Origin of the sequence: Arenibacter sp. P308M17, from assembly GCF_003426735.1 — a bacterium.
Taxonomy (GTDB): Bacteria; Bacteroidota; Bacteroidia; order Flavobacteriales; family Flavobacteriaceae; genus Arenibacter.
The window spans coordinates 519,242-537,864 of record NZ_QVON01000002.1; the positions used below are offsets into that span (position 1 = coordinate 519,242).

Annotated in this window: 17 protein-coding genes; 14 read left to right on the top strand and 3 right to left on the bottom strand. The window is 43.1% G+C overall.

Annotated elements, in window-relative coordinates:
* Positions 1-86 precede the first annotated feature (86 nt).
* Positions 87-1,178, bottom strand: coding sequence for a VWA domain-containing protein (locus D0S24_RS06130; RefSeq protein WP_181938038.1), 1,092 nt, complete (start codon positions 1,176-1,178; stop codon positions 87-89).
* A 385-nt stretch (positions 1,179-1,563) separates the two neighbouring features.
* On the opposite strand from D0S24_RS06130, the gene D0S24_RS06135 reads away from it, so the two are divergent.
* The 13 genes from D0S24_RS06135 to D0S24_RS06190 all read left to right on the top strand — a co-directional run bounded on the left by D0S24_RS06135 (position 1,564) and on the right by D0S24_RS06190 (position 13,801).
* Positions 1,564-2,274 carry a galactosamine-6-phosphate isomerase gene (locus D0S24_RS06135; protein WP_117018973.1) on the top strand — a complete coding sequence of 237 codons (711 nt, stop codon included), beginning with the start codon at positions 1,564-1,566 and terminating at the stop codon, positions 2,272-2,274.
* Between the two features lie 179 nt (positions 2,275-2,453).
* Positions 2,454-2,915, top strand: coding sequence for a (2Fe-2S)-binding protein (locus D0S24_RS06140; RefSeq protein ID WP_117018974.1), 462 nt, complete (start codon positions 2,454-2,456; stop codon positions 2,913-2,915).
* A 91-nt stretch (positions 2,916-3,006) separates the two neighbouring features.
* Positions 3,007-5,235 (top strand): xanthine dehydrogenase family protein molybdopterin-binding subunit, encoded by a 2,229-nt coding sequence (locus D0S24_RS06145; protein ID WP_117018975.1) that lies wholly within the window; start codon positions 3,007-3,009, stop codon positions 5,233-5,235.
* Position 5,236: 1 nt separating this feature from the next.
* Positions 5,237-5,491, top strand: coding sequence for a MoaD/ThiS family protein (locus D0S24_RS06150; RefSeq protein WP_031444209.1), 255 nt, complete (start codon positions 5,237-5,239; stop codon positions 5,489-5,491).
* A 39-nt stretch (positions 5,492-5,530) separates the two neighbouring features.
* Positions 5,531-6,514 (top strand): GTP 3',8-cyclase MoaA, encoded by a 984-nt coding sequence (gene moaA / locus D0S24_RS06155; protein WP_117018976.1) that lies wholly within the window; start codon positions 5,531-5,533, stop codon positions 6,512-6,514.
* A 56-nt stretch (positions 6,515-6,570) separates the two neighbouring features.
* Positions 6,571-7,164, top strand: coding sequence for an NTP transferase domain-containing protein (locus tag D0S24_RS06160; protein ID WP_117018977.1), 594 nt, complete (start codon positions 6,571-6,573; stop codon positions 7,162-7,164).
* Positions 7,165-7,311: 147 nt separating this feature from the next.
* Positions 7,312-8,448 carry a HesA/MoeB/ThiF family protein gene (locus D0S24_RS06165; RefSeq protein ID WP_117018978.1) on the top strand — a complete coding sequence of 379 codons (1,137 nt, stop codon included), beginning with the start codon at positions 7,312-7,314 and terminating at the stop codon, positions 8,446-8,448.
* A gap of 84 nt (positions 8,449-8,532) precedes the next feature.
* The gene (locus D0S24_RS06170) at positions 8,533-9,399 is read left to right on the top strand and encodes a polysaccharide deacetylase family protein (RefSeq protein ID WP_117018979.1); all 867 of its coding nucleotides are present in this window, start codon (positions 8,533-8,535) and stop codon (positions 9,397-9,399) included.
* 31 nt (positions 9,400-9,430) lie between these two features.
* Positions 9,431-10,630: a molybdopterin molybdotransferase MoeA gene (locus D0S24_RS06175; protein WP_117018980.1), complete on the top strand. Its 1,200-nt coding sequence runs from the start codon at positions 9,431-9,433 to the stop codon at positions 10,628-10,630.
* Positions 10,631-10,632: 2 nt separating this feature from the next.
* Positions 10,633-11,643: an XdhC family protein gene (locus D0S24_RS06180; protein ID WP_117018981.1), complete on the top strand. Its 1,011-nt coding sequence runs from the start codon at positions 10,633-10,635 to the stop codon at positions 11,641-11,643.
* Positions 11,643-12,254 carry a nucleotidyltransferase family protein gene (locus D0S24_RS06185; protein ID WP_117018982.1) on the top strand — a complete coding sequence of 204 codons (612 nt, stop codon included), beginning with the start codon at positions 11,643-11,645 and terminating at the stop codon, positions 12,252-12,254. Before D0S24_RS06180 ends, D0S24_RS06185 begins: the two co-directional genes overlap by 1 nt.
* A 155-nt stretch (positions 12,255-12,409) precedes the next feature.
* A complete protein-coding gene (locus tag D0S24_RS21035) occupies positions 12,410-12,550 on the top strand; it encodes a hypothetical protein (RefSeq protein WP_181938039.1) in 141 nt (46 codons plus the stop codon).
* A gap of 156 nt (positions 12,551-12,706) precedes the next feature.
* Positions 12,707-13,801 (top strand): amidohydrolase family protein, encoded by a 1,095-nt coding sequence (locus D0S24_RS06190; protein WP_117018983.1) that lies wholly within the window; start codon positions 12,707-12,709, stop codon positions 13,799-13,801.
* A 19-nt stretch (positions 13,802-13,820) separates the two neighbouring features.
* On the opposite strand, the gene D0S24_RS21040 is transcribed toward D0S24_RS06190, so the two are convergent.
* Complete coding sequence (locus tag D0S24_RS21040) at positions 13,821-13,961, bottom strand: hypothetical protein (protein WP_181938040.1); 141 nt, start codon at positions 13,959-13,961, stop codon at positions 13,821-13,823.
* 775 nt (positions 13,962-14,736) lie between these two features.
* Positions 14,737-16,863, bottom strand: coding sequence for a DNA helicase RecQ (recQ, locus tag D0S24_RS06195; RefSeq protein ID WP_117018984.1), 2,127 nt, complete (start codon positions 16,861-16,863; stop codon positions 14,737-14,739).
* Between the two features lie 248 nt (positions 16,864-17,111).
* On the opposite strand from recQ, the gene D0S24_RS06200 reads away from it, so the two are divergent.
* Positions 17,112-18,191 carry a metallophosphoesterase gene (locus D0S24_RS06200; RefSeq protein WP_117018985.1) on the top strand — a complete coding sequence of 360 codons (1,080 nt, stop codon included), beginning with the start codon at positions 17,112-17,114 and terminating at the stop codon, positions 18,189-18,191.
* Positions 18,192-18,623 lie beyond the last annotated feature (432 nt).

The window sequence follows — 18,623 nt, forward strand, 5'->3', positions numbered from 1 at the left end:
TGGACGGTAAATAAACTTTATCAAAAAAAAGGGCATCAATTTAATTTGATGCCCTAATTACATGATTTAAAGAATATTAACCCAGATTATTCACATCCTCCGGTAAATCCTTTTGCGTTAAATTTTGTTTGTACAGCTCCCTGTCTGTTCCCTTCCTTTACCTGGATGGCCAGGTTATTTTCGCCACTGCCATCCCGTTTGGGACTACAGTATTCAAAAAGGTAAAAACTATTGGCCTGTTCGGAAACCCTGAAGGAAATATCATTAAATGTGGTTTCCAATTCCTCCTTGTTCCCGGCGAAGACACTAAAAGTCTTACCGATATTACCTAAAACATCGGCATCGATTTCTGCCCCCAACCCAATACTGAAAAAGGCAATGTTCTTGTTGGCGTTATCCACTTTTTTCAAGGCTGCCGCTTCTGTATAACGGGAGGCCTGATCGGTACCATCGGTAAAAATAACTACCGAAGCGGCACCAATACGGTCGTTAGTAGTACTTGCTGCCAATAACTTTTCCGCCTTGTCAGTAGCTTTTATCACTGCACCGTATAGATCGGTGGAAGGATCGTTGCTAATATTGGCGCTGATTCCATCAATGGAAGTTAAAAGTTCCTGTTTTACGTGGGTCAGCTCGTTAAGCACATGTAACTCATCCTCCCCATCAAACCAATAAATGGCCATCTTAAAGGTTTCCGTATCCGAGGCGGGCATCACATTGTTCACAAAACTGGCGGATGCTGTCTTTAGCTCTTCCATACTGCTGCTAAGGACACTATTGCTTAAGTCCAGCACCAAAATAGTATTGTTATTAAAAATTTGTGAATTGGGAGAGATCCTTGCAAAAGACTCCGTTGTAGAAATGGTACTGAAACATTCATCGTTCCTACCTTGCTCATAAATGGTAAACTGACTTGCGTCTAGCCCTGGGACCGGATCTCCATCCGTATCGGACACTTTAAAAAATATGGACACCTTTCCCGGTAGGGTGGTATATTGATCCTGAATGGACAATACCAGTTCGCCATCGCCCAGGTTTAAACAGTCGTCCACAGGCTTTCCAAGACCCAGATCGCCATCCCCATTTACACCGAATTGCACATCGTCATCCGCATTTCCACAGGATACAAATAAGGCAATACTAAAGCAGATAGCCACTAATTTAATATAAAATTTCATTTTCATAATTTTTAACGTTCACCTAGCAGAACGCTCAAAACTATTTAAAATTATAATTTGATTCAAAATTGCTGTTAATATTTGTTAAAGATTTTATCCACATTTTTCAACAGGTCACCCCCCAACCCTCCCGCCCAAAAGCGGGACAGGCACTACCAAGAAGTAGCAGTCGGCAGAAAGAAGGTTCAATGGTTATGGTTCAAAGTTCATTGTGTGACCTTGACCGAACTTTGAACTTTCAACTTTCAACTTTGAACATCCTATCAATAGTCGGATGTCCCATAAAAATATTGGCTGCCAAATGAATTATTTATACCCTATGTACGACCAATACCAAATTTTTGTATTTTACATTACGCTTCGGAATATAATGCGTGCGTAAGTTATGAATATACACTACTGTGCAGATTATGAAAGCATGAGCCAAATGGCTTTCGATTCCCTTTTGATCAATTTAAGAACAAACCTGCAGCCACTGATCTGTACCGCTACCGGTTATTCGCCCACTAGGCTTTATGAAAAATTAGCCGACTCATATCAAAGCGATCCGAAGATTTTTAAGGATATGAAAATTATAAAACTGGATGAATGGGGCGGAACCAATGGGGATTACCCCAATACCTGTGAATACTACCTTCAAAAAAAACTTTTGGAACCTTTACGGATTTCGAAAAACAATTATATTTCATTCGATAGTAGTCCAACGGATGCAAAAAAGGAATGCGATCGAATGGAAAATGAAATTCAGGAACACGGCCCAATAGATATTTGTATCCTCGGTTTGGGAAAAAATGGGCATTTGGGTTTTAACGAACCTTCCAAAACCTTGTTCCCGGATTGCCATATTGCCAATTTAAGCGAGTCTTCATTAAAGCATCCCATGGCCAGTAAAATGAAGACCAGACCCACGTATGGACTAACCTTGGGCATGGCCAACATTTTAAAATCGAAGAAAATAATTCTTTTGGTAACGGGACCGAACAAGAAAAAAGCCATAAAAAAATTGTTGGCCAGGGAAATAACCACTTTCCTGCCGGCGTCCTTTTTGTGGCTGCACCCCAATGTGGAGTGCTTTTTGGATAAAAGCTCCCTTTAGTTTTAGAGGATATTCGGTACATGACCAAAATATAGTTTACGAGGTATCCTGTTAACCTAAGACAAAAAGGCCGGAAAGCCGGGAAGTACCCCTTAACAAACTGTTAAAGTAATACATACTTTTCCTAAATTTGGTAACTTGTAGGGTATTACCTATTTTCTACCTAAAAATTATCGACTATGCCAAAATACAATATCAATATAAACGGAGTTTCCAAGAGTGTGGAAGTTGCCGGGGATACCCCTTTATTGTGGGTATTGCGAGATCATTTGGATCTGGTGGGAACAAAGTATGGTTGTGGCATCGCCCAATGCGGCGCCTGCACGGTACATTTGGACGGGAATGCGGTAAGAAGTTGTTCTATGCCCATCGCCTCGGTAGCCGGACAGCAAATTACCACCATTGAAGGACTTTCCAAAAATGGCGATCACCCTGTACAGCTGGCTTGGAAAGAAGTGGATGTTCCCCAATGCGGTTATTGTCAGGCCGGGCAAATAATGACGGCCTCCGCTTTCTTGGATAAGAATCCGAATCCAACATCGGATGAAATAAAAACGGCCATGCACGGCAATATCTGCCGATGTGCTGCCTATACCAGAATTCATAATGCCGTTGCAATTGCCGCTGATAAAATGGGGTAGGTCATTTCCTATGAAAAATTAAGGCCGACCCATTCGCTTAACCCAAAAACGAAACCCTCTGAATAATAATGAGGAATAAAAAACTAAAAATATGTCAACATCGCCAATAGCATTCAATAGACGGGCCTTTATCAGGACATCCTCCCTGGCCAGTGGAGGTCTCCTGATCGGTTTTAATCTCTTTACGGCCTGTAAACCCAAGGTACAGCCCCCTGTAGATATTTCTCGGTTAAATTTTAATGATTTCAATGCCTTTATAAAAATTGCCGATAACGGTATGGTAACCATTTTCTCGCCCAATCCCGAAATAGGGCAGGGGGTTAAAACAGCAATGCCCATGCTGATCGCCGAGGAATTGGACGTAGCATGGAAGAATGTTTATGTGCAGCAGGGAATTTTGGATACCGAGAATTATACCAGACAGCTCGCCGGAGGAAGTCAGTCCATCCGACTGGGATGGGAACCTTTGCGCCAAACCGGGGCTACGGCACGCCAAATGTTGGTCAATGCCGCTGCTGCCAAATGGGGTGTGGATCCGTCGGAATGCACCACCTCGGAGGGGGTGATCACCAATGCCAAGGGGGAGACTTTGGGCTATGGCGATGTGGTCAAGGAAGCGGCTGCCTTGGAAGTTCCGGAAAACGTAACCCTCATGGATCCCAAGAATTTTAAAGTTATCGGAACCGATGCTCCCAATGTGGATATAGATAAAATAATTTCGGGTAAACCACTTTTTGGGTTGGACTATAAGGTAGAGGGCATGGTATATGCCAGTGTTTTGCGCCCGCCCGCTTTTGGCAAAGTTTTGGACACCTATGACGATTCCAAAGCCAAGGCCATGCCCGGGGTCTTGGAAGTAATAAGAATAGGAGAGAAGGCCAAGGAACTTTCAAAAGAAGGAATAGGCAATTGGACCGTAGCTATGGGCAAAAGCGATAAGGTGGTGGTCATTGCCAAAACTACATGGGAGGCCCTAAAGGCAAAAGAAGCCCTATCCGCTACCTGGGTAGACGACAGCACTTTGGAAAGTACCCAATTTCAGGATGAACAATTGCTGGGGCTGTTGGATGGGAAAGAGTTCCAGACCCTAAGAAAGGATGGGGATATAGAAAACGCCTTTTTCCAGGCCGATAAAATTTTGGAGCGCACCTATGAATCGCCCTTCCTACCGCACAACTGTATGGAACCCATGAATTTTTTTGCCAACATTACCGATGAAAAGATCCATCTGGTAGGGCCGGTACAGACCCCCGAATTTGCTGCCACGGCGGTAGCAGGTATGTTGGGCAGGGACGTAAATGACGTTCATTTGGAAATGACCCGGATGGGCGGAGGTTTTGGAAGGCGACTTTATGGGGATTTTGTTTATGAGGCGGCAGAAATTGCCCATGCAATTAAAAAACCGGTCAAGTTGGTATTTTCCAGAGAGGACGACATGACTGCAGGGACTTATCGCCCAGCTATTAAATATAGGATCAAAGCGGCCATACGAAACGGCCAGGTAACCGCATACTATTTAAAGGAGGCCGCCATTGGAGGAAACATGTACGGTTTGATCCCCAATTTCTTCCCTGCCGGGGCCATAGAAAACTATCAAGTGGATGTGGCCAACTATCAAAGTAACATTACCACGGGCGCGTGGAGGGCTCCTTACACCAATTTCCTAGCCTTTGCGGAACAAAGTTTCTTTGATGAACTGGCAGAGACCATGGAGGTAGACCGTATCCAATTGCGCCTCGACCTATTGGATAAGGTTAAGGGTACCACGGACGAGCGTATCGAATATTCTCCGGAACGCATGCAGCAGGTAATTAAAGTGGCCGTGGACAAATCCGGATGGGGCAAAAAAGGGGAAGGCATATTCCAAGGCTTTGCCGCCTATTATTGCCATAATTCCCATGTTGCGGAAGTGGCAGATGTTGAAATAGAAAACGGAATGCCCATTGTAAAAAAAGTTACCTGTGTGGTGGACTGCGGAATTGTAGTGAATCCTTTGGGCGCCAAAAACCAAATTGAGGGTGGTGTTATAGATGGGGTGGGCCATGCCATGTATGGGGACTTCAGCTTTGCGGACGGAAGGCCCCAATCCCAGAACTATGATAAATACCGACTGATCCGGATGGGGGAAATTCCTGAGGTGGAAGCCCATCTGATAGAAAACGGCCTTGCACCAACCGGATTGGGGGAGCCAACCTTGCCTCCTGCCGGTGCCGCCGTAGCCAATGCCCTAAAAGCAGCTACCGGAAATAGGTTTACCCAACAACCATTTTCAAAATTCCCGGAACTGATGAAAGTCCCAACAAAAGCAATTATAGGATAATATGACCATACTACTTTTTGGCGTAACAAAAGATATCATCGGCAGTGCAACACTGTCTATGCCCAGCTCCAGCGAATTTGGATCAAAAAAATCCAAGACCGTTAAAGAGCTAAAGGATTACTTGGGCAAAATGTACCCTGAACTAAAAAAATTATCCTCTTTGGCTGTCGCTGTGAACAATTCTTATGCGAATGATGACACCATAATCGATAATTTTGATGAAATTGCACTCATCCCACCCGTAAGTGGGGGATAGGCAGGTTCAAATCTCACTTGGTGAGCAAAAAGAGGATAGATGCTGATAGACAACCACAATAGAAAAATAAATTACCTACGTTTGGCGGTTACCGATCGCTGTAATCTGCGCTGCAATTATTGTATGCCCTCGGAAGGGATAAATTTTGCCGAAAAGGACTCCCTTTTTACCATATGGGAACTCTGTAAACTGAGCGAAATTATGGTAGGGCAGGGGATAGACAAGATACGGATTACCGGAGGGGAACCTTTTGTTAGAAAAGACCTAATGGTATTATTGCGTAAACTTTCTTCTTTAGAAGGTTTGAACGATATTTCCATTACTACCAATGCCACCTTGATAGGGCCCTATATCCAAGAATTAAAATCCTTGGGAATCAAAAACATCAATGTTAGCCTGGATGCCATTGACAAGAACACCTTTGAAAAAATTACGAGACGCAATCAATATGATACCGTATATACCAATTTGATTCGACTGATAACGGAAGGTTTCAATGTCCGGATCAATTTTATTGCCCTAGAAAATCAGAATACCCAGGATATAATACCCATCCTGGAGGTTATGAAACATTATCCGGTTTCCGTACGGTTTTTGGAGGAAATGCCATTCAACGGCGGCTCCAAGTCGTTCAATACCATAAATTGGGATTATAAAAAAATACTGGACCATATCCAATCGGAATATCCCGAAATAACAAAACTGGAATCGCCCAAGACCTCTACTTCCATAAATTACAGGATCAAAGGCCATAAAGGCACTTTTGGTCTCATCCCCTCCTTTTCCAGAACCTTTTGCGGTAGTTGCAACCGACTAAGAATATCCGCCACGGGAGATGTAATAACCTGCCTTTACGGCAAACCCAGAACAAATTTAAGGGAAGTGATGCGGGGGAAGGATGTGGAATCACAAATTAAAGAGCATATCCTTAAGGCTATTGGCAGCAGATCCAAAACGGGTTTTGAGGAACAGGAAAAATATGATGGAATATTTGAAAATTCAATGACCTCCATAGGAGGATAGTTCCATATTCCCACTGCCCGGGACAAAATGCGGAAATTTAAAAAATAACTCCAATAATGAACTCCACTAAAATATATGGTCTGGTACTTAGCGGTGGAAAAAGTACCAGAATGGGAACCGACAAGGGATTGATAGCATATCACGGCATGGCACAGCGCGAATATCTCTATCAGCTCCTACAGACAGTCTGCGACAACACCTATATGAGCATCCGGGGGGAACAGGCCCCGGAATTCACGCCCGATCATCAACTAATAATTGATGAAAATCAATATAAAGGCCCTTACAACGGACTTTTGAGCGCCCACAATTTTAAGCCGGACGTGGCCTGGTTGGTATTGGCCTGCGATCTGCCCCTGATGGACAGGAAAGCTTTGCAACAGTTGATCGGTAGGAGAGATCCATACAAAATGGCCACTGCATTTGCCACCAGGGAAAGCGGTTTACCAGAACCCCTTTGTGCCATATGGGAACCTTTGGGCTTAAAAAAATCACTAAATTATCTGAAAAACGGGCCGGGAACCTGCCCGCGGAAATTCTTGATCAATGAAGATATCCAATTGGTTTTTCCCGAGAGCGAAGAAGTATTGTGGAATGCCAACTTTAAGGAGGATTACGAAAAGGTAATGCTCAGGCTATCCCCCATTTAATACTGTTGAAAGGGCTATGTAAGACACAAAATCAACTACCTCGGGGCAAGCCCATTAGGTATTCAAAAGAAAATAGTTTAAACCCATTTCAACATAGAACGTAGGGGAATTAAACTCTCGATGAGGGATTAAAATTGTAATACTCAGATGGACTTCAATAGATATCAAAGACAGACCGTTTTGAAGGATTTCGGTGCGGAGGCCCAACAAAAGCTCAAAGACGCCAGTGTTTTGGTCGTTGGTGCGGGTGGATTGGGAATTCCGGCACTTTTATACCTGAATGCCATGGGGGTCGGTAACATAGGTATAGTAGAACAGGATATGGTAGAAATCACCAACCTTCAACGTCAGGTACTTTATACGGAGGGAGATCTTGGAAGGTCTAAAATAGAAGTAGTAGTAGAACGATTAAAAGCACAAAATTCGAGCACCCACCTTACCATTTTTGATACCTTTCTTACCCGGCACAACGCCTTGGAAATCATTGCCCAATTTGATATTGTAATCGATGGTTCGGATAATTTCCCTACACGATATTTGATTAATGATGCCTGTGTAATCTTAAAGAAACCATTTGTTTCAGGTGCCATTCAAGGCTTTGAAGGGCAACTTAGTGTCTTTAATTACCAAGGTAGCCCTACCTATAGATGTTTATTTCCAAATATGCCCAACCAGGAAGAAATTCCGAATTGTAATGAGAACGGGGTACTGGGGGTAATTCCGGGTATCATCGGAAATCTTCAGGCACTGGAAGCGGTAAAGGCCATTACAGGCTTAGGGGAAATATTAAAAGGTAAACTATTGTTATTTAATGGATTAGAACATTCCTATAAAACTATCCATTTCAGTTTAAATCCGCAAAATACGGCCATAAAAAAACTCTTGGAATCTTATGGGGAGGGTGAAGATGCTTGTGAAATTGGCGGAAGCATTAGTGTAGAGGAATTGGAAAAGACATTGAAAGATCAAGAGCATGTTCAGATCATCGATGTAAGATCCAAAAAGGAGTTTCAACATTTTTCCTTGCCACAAATGAAAGCGATCAATATTCCCTTGAACGAATTGGAGGGAAGGACCAATGAACTGGACACCCAGAGTCCCATTTACCTACTCTGCCAATCGGGAAAGAGAAGTAATATGGCCTTAGGAATTTTAAAGGAATTAAACCCCAAACTTGAGCTATATAATATTGTAGGGGGAGTGGATCGGTTCCTTGCCCTTGCCTCACTCGGAACTGCTAAAAAAAACAGTTCCGACCTCTCCAAAGGAGAGGTAAAATCGTAATTAAAACCCTATATATCCAAACGGGTTCATAGCAAACAAATTGAGTAATTCTATTATCTAAGCTGATTAAAACTACAAATCCATATGACCAAACATTATGACCTAGGGCAATTGGGATACGAAAAGGAGGATATCCTTTTAATGGTGCACGCGGATGACGCCGGACTATCATGTTCAGAAAATGCGGCCACCATGGAAGCCCTGGAAAAAGGCATTGTAAATTCCTACAGTATTATGGTACCCTGTCCGTGGTTCCTGGATATGGCCAATTTCGCCAAACACCGGCCACAGTTCGACTGTGGCATTCATTTAACATTGACCTGCGAATGGAAACATTATAAATTTGGGCCTGTGCTGCCCTATTCCGAAGTACCGAGCCTGGTGGACAATCAGGGTTTTTTCCATGCGAAAAGGGAGATGGTAAAAAATTTCGCCGACCCCCATGAGGTGAAAATGGAACTTAAGGCACAAATTGATAGGGCGTTGGACGCCGGGATCAAACCCACCCACTTGGATTCCCATATGTACACCTTGGGCCTCACTAAGGAGCTACTGTCCGTTTATAGGGAATTGGGCAGGGAATACAAGCTACCCATTTTTTTAAGCGATCAGCTGCTGAGCGAAGTAGGTAACCCTAATGCACTGGAAGAAGGGGATCACATAATAAATGCCTTACATATGGGTAATTTTGAAGCCATGGACAGTATAGGACTTTATGAATGGTATGCCCAAATATTAAAAAATCTGAAAGCAGGATTTAATATAATTTTGATCCATCCGGCCTTTAACAATTTGGAAATGAAACAGCTGTGCGTAGACCACCCCAATTTTGGTTCGTTATGGCGGCAAATGGATTTTGATTTTTTTACCGACCCCAAAACGGCAAGCTATCTTAAGGAAAGGAACATAAAACCTATTACCTGGAGGGAAATACAAAAGATAAGTCTTTAACAAATCTCCTATTAATTGTAACTTGTACTCCATGATTTCCTTTAAAGACGCTTATCAAAAAGTTTTGGCCCTTTATCAGGACTTTGGCCATGAACAGGTCCCCTTGGAAACGGCTATGGGCAGGGTACTGGCCGAAGATATCGTAGCCGATAGAAATTTCCCGCCTTTCAATAGGGCTACCAAGGACGGCATAGCCATACATTTCGACGCTTTTGAAAAAGGTAGGACCACCTTTGCCATAGAAGGCGTATTGGCTGCCGGCATGCCTTCCCGACCCTTGTTAGATACTGACAACTGTGTTGAAATAATGACCGGGGCCGTGGTTCCTGACAATGCCGACACCGTGGTGATGTACGAACATCTGCAAATTGAAAACGGATCGGCCACACTTACCAAAAATCCAATCAGGGGTCAGGATATACATTTGGAGGGAAGCGATCAGAAAAAAGGGGACCTGGTCCTGAAGAAATACAGCCTCCTGTCCGCCTCGGAAATAGGGGTTTTGGCAGCTGTGGGCAAAGCATCCGTAAAGGTACGCAAACTACCAAAATTGGCCATCGTATCCACAGGAAACGAATTGGTAGAGGTAGAAGAGGTTCCCTTGCCCCACCAAATACGAAAATCCAACATCCACACCCTCTACGCAGCATTGTCCGCTGAGGGCATTGTACCTACCAAGCTTCATCTGCCCGATGAAAAAACCGGTATTAAAAAAGCACTGTACCATACTTTAAAGGCGCATAACGCAGTCCTTTTAAGCGGTGGGGTATCCAAAGGCAAGTTCGACTTTCTTCCCGAAGTATTGGAGGAACTGGGCGTAGAAAAGATATTTCACGGGGTATACCAGCGCCCCGGAAAACCATTCTGGTTCGGAATTCACAGAGAAACCAACACATTGGTTTTTTCCTTTCCCGGCAATCCTGTATCCACCTTTGCCAATTACAATGTCTACTTTAAGGATTGGTTAAGACAATCCCTGGGCCTGCCGTTACCAAAAATTAATGTAATTTTAAAGGAAGTGGTCGCCGCTAAGGGCGATTTGACCCTGTTATTAAGGGCAAAAATAGCGTTCCACCAGGGACAATTGCTGGCCACCTTGGTAAAAGAGAATGGATCTGGAGACCTATGTAGTTTGGTGGATACGGACGGATTCATAGTATTGGAACCCAAAATGGATTTTTATGAAGTAGGGGAGTTGGTCCCCTTTGTTCCTACCAGAAATGTATTATAATTATGACACACGAGCTTAAAAAAATTATTAAAGAATATCAGTCGGCCACCTCAAAGGGCCTAAAATGTGTGCTGGCAACGGTAGTGGCACTGGACGGCTCTTCCTACAGAAGGCCCGGAGTAAGAATGTTGATCCTGGAAGACAGCCGTATGATAGGTGCTGTAAGCGGTGGCTGCGTTGAAAAGGAAGTGGTTAGACAGGCACAGACCGTTTTTACGGATGGAATAGCCAAGATAATGACCTATGACGGGCGATATCGCCTAGGCTGCGAGGGTATACTGTATATTTTATTGGAAACCTTTAGACCAGATAAACTATTCTTGGATACTTTTGAACAGACCATATTATCCAGACAGCATTTTAAGGTGCTTTCCTATTTTGAAAAAAAAGAGGGTCCTAATGCCGATTACGGCTCCAAGGTGGTATTTGGCCATGATCGATTACCATTCTCAGCTGGATTTAATGGCCAGGAGACGCTTCAGGTATTTCAACAAATTATGGAACCTTGTATTAGGCTTTTTATTATCGGAGCCGAACACGATACGGTACAGTTATGTATCTTTGCCGCCATGGCAGGATGGGAGGTAACCATAGTTGCAGACCCGTCCGAGGAAAAAAATATTATGGATTTTGAAGGTGCCCATGACTTTCTGGGAATTTTACCAGAGCACTTTCCTTTGCACAAAGTAGATGTACATACCGCCATTATATTAATGAACCACAGCTATTCCAAAGACTTAAAGTATTTATTGACATTAAAAAATATAACACCATTATATTTAGGCCTTTTAGGACCCTATGGGAGAAGGGAAAAATTGTTTAATGAACTCATGGAACTAAGCCCGGAGATTTCGTACGACTTTCTGGATGGGATCCATGGACCTGCCGGACTCAATATAGGTGCGGAGACCCCTCAGGAAATTGCCATTTCCATCGTTGCCGAAATATTATCGGTCATTAGGAAAAAAGAACCTATGCTCCTGAAAAATAAAGAAGCCGGAATTCACGATTGATGTCTAAAAAATTAAATATTGCGATTATGATCATGGCGGCCGGCATGTCCTCCAGAATGAAGGCTATAAAGCAATTGCTACCCTGGGAAGATAGCACTTTGATTGGCAATGCCCTGAAAAATGCACAAAGCTCCAAAGCCACCAAGGTGCTGACCGTTTTAGGAGCCAATGGACAGCTTATAGAAAAGGAATCCGATTTTTCATCAACGGAAACGGTCCTAAACCCCAACTGGAGGATGGGGTTGGGAAATTCCATTGCCTACGGTGCCAAGCATCTTCTGGGGCAGGACCAGGACTATGATGGTATTTTAGTGATGCTGGCCGATCAACCGTTGATAGATAATCTGTATTTAAATATGCTGATAGATAATTTTTCCAGTTCCAAACATAGCATCGTAGCTACCAAATATGCGGATAGGGTAGGAGTGCCCGCCATCTTTGGAAAGATCCATTTTAAAGCCCTTATGGAATTAAATTCCGATTATGGTGCGCGGGAAATTATAAAAACACATCAAAACGATGTTTTGGAGGTATCTGCAGACGGAAAGGCGCTGGATATAGATACTAAGGAGGAATACGAGAAGATGAAAAGAGTGAGCAGTGAGCAGTGAGCAGTGAGCAGTGAGCAGTGAACAGTGAGCAGTGAACAGGCTCAAAGTTCAAGGTTTAAGGTTCAAAGTACTGACGCTTAAATAATCCTTCCCCAATTGAGGCCTGTCCCGCGATTTCTGAGGGAGGAGAAGCTGGCACTAAGTTTAAGGTTTCAATGATTATATCCCAAAACCGTAAACGTCATCGGTATGAGCTGGGGCGAAGAAGCAATCCCATTCTTAAAGAGCGGGCAGTGGCAGTGGGCAGATTGCCACGCTACGCCCACCTTACGGTAGCCTTGCTCGCAATGACGTGAATATATTCTCCTTCCACGAAGTCGCCCAAAAAAAAATTCGAACATTATTGAAACTCAAAAATAATAGCACCAACACTTCTTACATAGCTTTTTTTGGCTTCAAACTTTAGGTTGTCCGCTATATAACATAAATTTAAAACCTAAACCAAAGACGCAATGACTTTAAAAAATTTAGTCCCGCTTAGTATTTTGCTTATAGCCTTTTCCAATCGAGCCTCGTCCCAGAACATGGGTTTTGAGGAATACAATCCGGTTTCTACCCTAAAAGTCCCTGGAGAGGAAATACACAGGGCCAAATTCCCTTTTATAGACGTACATGGCCATCAGTACCAAATGCCTACACAGGATCTCTCCCTGCTAATTGCGGATATGGACAAGCTTAACCTGGCCATCATGGTCAACCTTAGTGGTGGTTCCGGAGAAAGGATAAAACAATCCCTGGAAAATATAAAGGACCATTATCCCAATAGATTTGCGGTTTTTGCCAATGTAGATTTTGACGGTGTAGGTACACCGGGTTGGTCAGAAAAGGCGGTGGCACAATTGGAAGCCGATATAAGGAACGGTGCCAAGGGACTTAAGGTATATAAGAGTCTGGGATTACGGGATACCGATGCCTCCGGAAAGCGATTGGCCATAGATGATGACCGTTTAAACGCCATATGGGAAAAATGTGGGGAAATGGGCGTTCCGGTCCTTATCCATTCCGCAGACCCGAAACCTTTTTGGGATGAGGTAAATGCTGATAACGAAAGGTGGTTGGAGCTAAGGACACACCCTAGGAGAAAACGTTCGGCAACGGATCCGGCCCCTTGGGAACAGATTATTGGGGAGCAGCACAGCATGTTTAAAAAGCATCCAAAAACCAATTTTATTAATGCCCATATGGGATGGTATGCCAATGATCTGGGCACCTTATCGCGTTTAATGGACGAAATCCCCAATATGTACGTAGGTATCGGGGCCATTATTGCAGAATTGGGCCGGCAGCCCAAAAATGCACATAAATTCTTTGTGAAGTACCAGGACCGGGTCCTGTTTGGCAAGGATAGTTGGAAACCGGAGGAATTTCCAACGTACTTCAGGGTGTTGGAATCCGATGACGAATATTTTCCGTACCACAAGAAATACCACGCTTTCTGGGCCATGTACGGCATGGACCTACCGGATGAAGTACTAAAAAAGTTATATTACAAGAATGCATTGAAACTCATTCCCGGATTGGACATGAGCCTATTCCCTAAGGATTAACATGGCTTGAACAATTGGATTATTTATTTTCCTCAGGTTTTTGAATTTTTTCAAATTTTCCATATTCCTGAAAAATACCGCATGAATCCGGTTTTTTAACAAGCGATTGTTCTTTTTTTCTTTTGGCCAAGGCTTCGATCTGTGGTGATAAAAATGACATATCCAACTTTTTTTGTGATATAAAATTACCCATTTTTAAGAACGTTATTGGAATTAAATTGTTGTTTTATTGTTAATTTTTTTGCCTGAAATCTAAGGATACAAAACTTCTATAATCCATTCCAGTAAGGATTTTTTTCATGATGTACAATTAATATTTTTAATTGTAAAAATTTGTAATTCAATACTTTATATAATATTAAGTAAACTAGGTATGCAACATTATAATTAATACTCAATATTTTTATTCCATTAAAACTTTCAACACTATTAAACGTCTACCCTCTTGGTTATTGGCTCTCTTTCAACAATTTTCATATTTCAACGAAGCCGAGGCAGTAGATGAAATTCATTTTACTCCTGGAACACCTTTTTTTGCAAGGGGCAAGGTCACTCTCAGTTTTTAAATATGATTACATCCATAATTTAGCTCCTTCCCTAAAGTTTTAAGGGAAGGAGCTTTTTTGTTTGGGATTAAGACTAATATGTTTGTCATTGAATTCGTTGGTACGAGCCTGCCTTAGTCGGCAGATACAGGAGTGAAAGGAGGACATGAGCCTGCCTTAGTCGGCAGACAGGCGTGACGCTCGTGCCAGCGGGGGTTCTGATTAATGATCATGGTTCAAGGTTCTCTCTCAATTCCCAATACTCACTTCTGCATACTGCGATTTCGACTTCGCTCAATCTCCATCAATACACACCCCTAACCCCTCTCAAGAGGGGAATTTAGTTCTCCAATCTTGAACATTCAACTTTGAACATTCAAACTTTCAACTTTACAACTTTCCCTCCCTTTCAATAACACTCAATGCCAATCTAATGGTTGCATATTCCATTTTTTCCTCAAAATGCTCAAAGTAGGGTTTTAGGCCTTCCGGATCCTGTAGTTCTTTCTTTGCTTTAACTACTTTGGCTACCTCCTCCTTGGTAATCAGTTGGTATATGTCTATATCCTTCCCATCATGGTACAGCTTTTCCAAATGGGCCAAAATGGTGTTGGGCTTTAGGCCCCTGATCTCCGCAATTTCTTCTACGGCAATTCCTTTCGAAAACAGCTCATAGGTTTCCATAGCGGTATCCGATTTCCTGGTCTTCTTTTGCTGCTTCTTGGTCTGTACGGCTACAAAGGCCTTGATTTCATTAATAAACACCTCCCCGTATACCTCCAATTTTCGCTGGCCCACCCCGTTGATCTCTTTGAACGCTTCACTGGTCAACGGTTTTTTGGATTCCATTTCCCTTAGGCTGGCGTCGTTAAAAACCAAATAGGCAGGAATATTCTCCTCCAAGGAAATTTGAAATCGCAGTCGCCGAAGTTTTTCAAATAAGGAATTGGCATTGACCGGCTTGGACTTACTTTCCTTGCGGGCCGCCATTTGTTCTTCCTTTGACAAGGGCCTGCTCAATTGCACCTTGGCGTTGTGGAACAGTACGGCCTTGGCCAAATCGGTAAGCTGGAGTACATTGTTCCTGTGGAAGGCAATCTCGCAGAGGCCTTGGTTGATAAGCTGTATGGTATAATGTTGCCAATGGTTCCATGAAATATCCCTGCCAATGCCATAGGTCTTTATTTCTTGATAATTTTTATCCAAAATATTGGCATTTTGCGCGCCCCTCAATACATCTATTACCGTTCCCGTAGCCTCCGACTCCTTTAATCTGGCTATGGTAGATAATACCTTTTGGGCTATGACCGTACCATCAAAAAATTGTGGTGGATTTTTGCAAACGTCGCAATTGCCACAATCGGCCTGCAAATACTCCCCAAAATAACTGAGTAAAATCTTTCTTCTACAGCTAGAGGCTTCCGAGAACTGTTTCATGCGCTCCAACTTGGCCAGCTGAACCTCCTCATTGGCCGCACCCGAGGCAAATCTTTGCAACTGGATTACATCGGCATAACTATGGAACAATAGGGCGTGTGCCGCCAGTCCGTCCCTTCCGGACCTCCCTATTTCCTGATAATAGCCCTCTATGTTCTTGGGCATATTGTAATGTACCACCCAACGTACGTTGGATTTATCTATTCCCATCCCAAAGGCAATGGTGGCGCATACGATCTGGGTCTTGTCAAAAATAAAATCCTCCTGTACCCTGTTGCGGCTCTCAAAATCCAGTCCGGCATGGTAGGCTGCCGCCTTAATGCCATTACTGCAGATCTTTTCTACCAAGGTTTCGGTAGATTTTCTACTTAAACAATAAATGATACCCGATTCATCGGGCCTTTGTGCTATAAATTCAAGTATTTGGGACACCCTGTCATGGGCGGCCCGCACTTCCAAGGAAATATTTTCCCTATTGAAGGAAGCCAAAAACTGCCTGGCATCGGGAATCTGCAATTGGTCCAAAATATCCTGTCGGGTAGCCTTATCCGCGGTAGCCGTTAAAGCAATAATGGGCGTTTGGGGCAGGGTGGACTTTAAAAATCCCAATTGTTGGTAGGACGGTCTAAAATCGTGTCCCCAGGAAGAGATACAATGGGCCTCGTCCACGGCCACACAGCTAATATACTCCTCCTTTAAAACAGGGGACAGGCCCTGAAGGCTTTCCGGTGCCACATATAGCAACTTTAACTCCCCCTTATAGGTGTTGTCCAATATAGTCCGTTGTTCTCCGGGGGACTGACTACTATTAAAAAAGGCAGCGGGGATACCGTTGGCAATTAGTCCGTCCACCTGGTCCTTCATCAGGGCGATTAAAGGTGAAATTACCAGGGTAGTACCCTTGAACAATAGGGCAGGCAACTGGAAACAAATGGATTTTCCTCCACCGGTGGGCATGATCACCAAACTATCCTCCTTATTTAAAACCGCAGTGATAATGGCCTCTTGCTGCTTTCTAAAGCGGTCAAAGCCAAAATACTTCTTTAAATAGGGAACTAATTCGGTCTGGAAATCGGGCATGGGTATCGGTAAAATTGTTGTATGAAACGAAAATAATCATAATTGAAGTTTCAAAACAAATTTCAGGCTCTTAAATCCCAAAAACTAAACTAAGGACCGGGAGGCAAGTCAGCAGTAAACAGTGAACAGTGTTCATTATTTATTGCCTATGGCTTATAACTTATGGCTTTTGGCTTATGGCTAATGACTTTTTTGTCTTTGCTAAAAAGGTTACATTTATCCATTGCAAACCTTAATAATTTTCCAAAATGAACATTTGTCGTAATTATTGCCTCATTCTTATTGCCATTTGTACCCTCTTTACCGCCATTCAGGCACAGGAATCCTATACTCCCCCAAAATTATCCGATCCGGATTCCTGGTCCATTATATTGGTTCCTGATACCCAGACCTATGTGAAGTTCGAAAGAAACCAGGGCACCCTGGAAACTATGACCGCCTGGATCAGTGAAAATATAGATGCGCTCCATATAAAGATGGTGCTGTGTACGGGTGATCTGGTAGAGCAGAACGAACTATTGGTTCCGGACCACGCCAATGGAAATATGCCCAGTAGGGAACAATGGAGGGCCGTTTCCCATGCTTTTGAGCGCTTGGACGGGAAAGTCCCCTATATTTTGGCGGCGGGTAACCACGATTTTGGCTATAAAAGTGTGGAGAACCGAAAATCCAATTACGGCCAGTATTTTCCAGTACACAGAAACCTATTGAATGCAAAGGCCTTACGGGCTGCCGGAAAAAATATAGATGGCCTGCCCTCCGTGGAGAACGCCACCTATGAATTGGTGTCCCCCCAGCAAAGAAAATTTCTGTTCCTGAACCTGGAATTCGCGCCCCGCGACACTATCCTGCAATGGGCCAACAATGAGATTTCCAAAGAAATATATAAAGACCATACGGTGGTAATGCTTACCCATTCCTACCTAAATGCCCAGAACAAGCATATGGAAAAGGAAAACTACCCCATAGTGGATGCCAATTATGGCAAGGCCATCTGGGAAAAGGTTGTGGCCCCGTCCAAGAACGTACAATTGGTCTTTTCGGGCCATATAGGTTCCCCGGATAATTTTAGGGCCCATACCGCTTTTAAGGAGGATAGGAATGCCGCCGGAAAAAAGGTGAACCAGATTACCTTCAATGCGCAGGCCATGGGGGGCGGTTGGCACGGCAATGGGGGAGACGGTTGGCTACGGATCATGGAATTTTTACCTGATGGAAAGACCGTGGTCACCACTACCTTTTCACCTTATTTTGCCATATCCCCGTCGACACAAAAAATGGCCTATCAACGGGACGATTACAACAATTTTAGTTTTCAATTGGATTAAGGATAGAACTATCAGTGGTTTTTTGGATCAAGATCAATTGTTGTGTTTTATGATCGTTAGTTTTATTTAATGAGAACAATTGATTAAGACCAATAATTAAATTTATATTTTACATTTTCATTTTCTTTGCTTGTCCAAAGAAAACGAAACAAAAGAAAAGACCCTTCTTCACTATGTGGTCCCTAAAATCTCTGGATTTTAAGGACCGATGCCATGGCCTAAATTATTTCCAATGCTTCAATAATTCTTTACGGCCATGACATCTCCACCACGGAAGAAGACGAGTTAAACAACGGCTTCGAAGATATTGTTCAAGGGTATTCAATACTTGATAATAATTTATCAAAGCTGTATGTTTATAAGGTTAAGGTTCCGGAAACAAAGGCAAAAATCGACCTAAAATCAATATATTTGTAAGACATTTCTTAATAA

Excerpts from the sequence above, each read along its gene's own strand:
- D0S24_RS06130 (WP_181938038.1), bottom strand. The coding sequence starts at position 1,178 with ATGAAATTTTATATTAAATTAGTGGCTATCTGCTTTAGTATTGCCTTA.
- D0S24_RS06135 (WP_117018973.1), top strand. The coding sequence starts at position 1,564 with ATGAATATACACTACTGTGCAGATTATGAAAGCATGAGCCAAATGGCT.
- D0S24_RS06140 (WP_117018974.1), top strand. The coding sequence starts at position 2,454 with ATGCCAAAATACAATATCAATATAAACGGAGTTTCCAAGAGTGTGGAA.
- D0S24_RS06145 (WP_117018975.1), top strand. The coding sequence starts at position 3,007 with ATGTCAACATCGCCAATAGCATTCAATAGACGGGCCTTTATCAGGACA.
- D0S24_RS06150 (WP_031444209.1), top strand. The coding sequence starts at position 5,237 with ATGACCATACTACTTTTTGGCGTAACAAAAGATATCATCGGCAGTGCA.
- moaA (WP_117018976.1), top strand. The coding sequence starts at position 5,531 with ATGCTGATAGACAACCACAATAGAAAAATAAATTACCTACGTTTGGCG.
- D0S24_RS06160 (WP_117018977.1), top strand. The coding sequence starts at position 6,571 with ATGAACTCCACTAAAATATATGGTCTGGTACTTAGCGGTGGAAAAAGT.
- D0S24_RS06165 (WP_117018978.1), top strand. The coding sequence starts at position 7,312 with ATGGACTTCAATAGATATCAAAGACAGACCGTTTTGAAGGATTTCGGT.
- D0S24_RS06170 (WP_117018979.1), top strand. The coding sequence starts at position 8,533 with ATGACCAAACATTATGACCTAGGGCAATTGGGATACGAAAAGGAGGAT.
- D0S24_RS06175 (WP_117018980.1), top strand. The coding sequence starts at position 9,431 with ATGATTTCCTTTAAAGACGCTTATCAAAAAGTTTTGGCCCTTTATCAG.
- D0S24_RS06180 (WP_117018981.1), top strand. The coding sequence starts at position 10,633 with ATGACACACGAGCTTAAAAAAATTATTAAAGAATATCAGTCGGCCACC.
- D0S24_RS06185 (WP_117018982.1), top strand. The coding sequence starts at position 11,643 with ATGTCTAAAAAATTAAATATTGCGATTATGATCATGGCGGCCGGCATG.
- D0S24_RS21035 (WP_181938039.1), top strand. The coding sequence starts at position 12,410 with ATGATTATATCCCAAAACCGTAAACGTCATCGGTATGAGCTGGGGCGA.
- D0S24_RS06190 (WP_117018983.1), top strand. The coding sequence starts at position 12,707 with ATGACTTTAAAAAATTTAGTCCCGCTTAGTATTTTGCTTATAGCCTTT.
- D0S24_RS21040 (WP_181938040.1), bottom strand. The coding sequence starts at position 13,961 with ATGTCATTTTTATCACCACAGATCGAAGCCTTGGCCAAAAGAAAAAAA.
- recQ (WP_117018984.1), bottom strand. The coding sequence starts at position 16,863 with ATGCCCGATTTCCAGACCGAATTAGTTCCCTATTTAAAGAAGTATTTT.
- D0S24_RS06200 (WP_117018985.1), top strand. The coding sequence starts at position 17,112 with ATGAACATTTGTCGTAATTATTGCCTCATTCTTATTGCCATTTGTACC.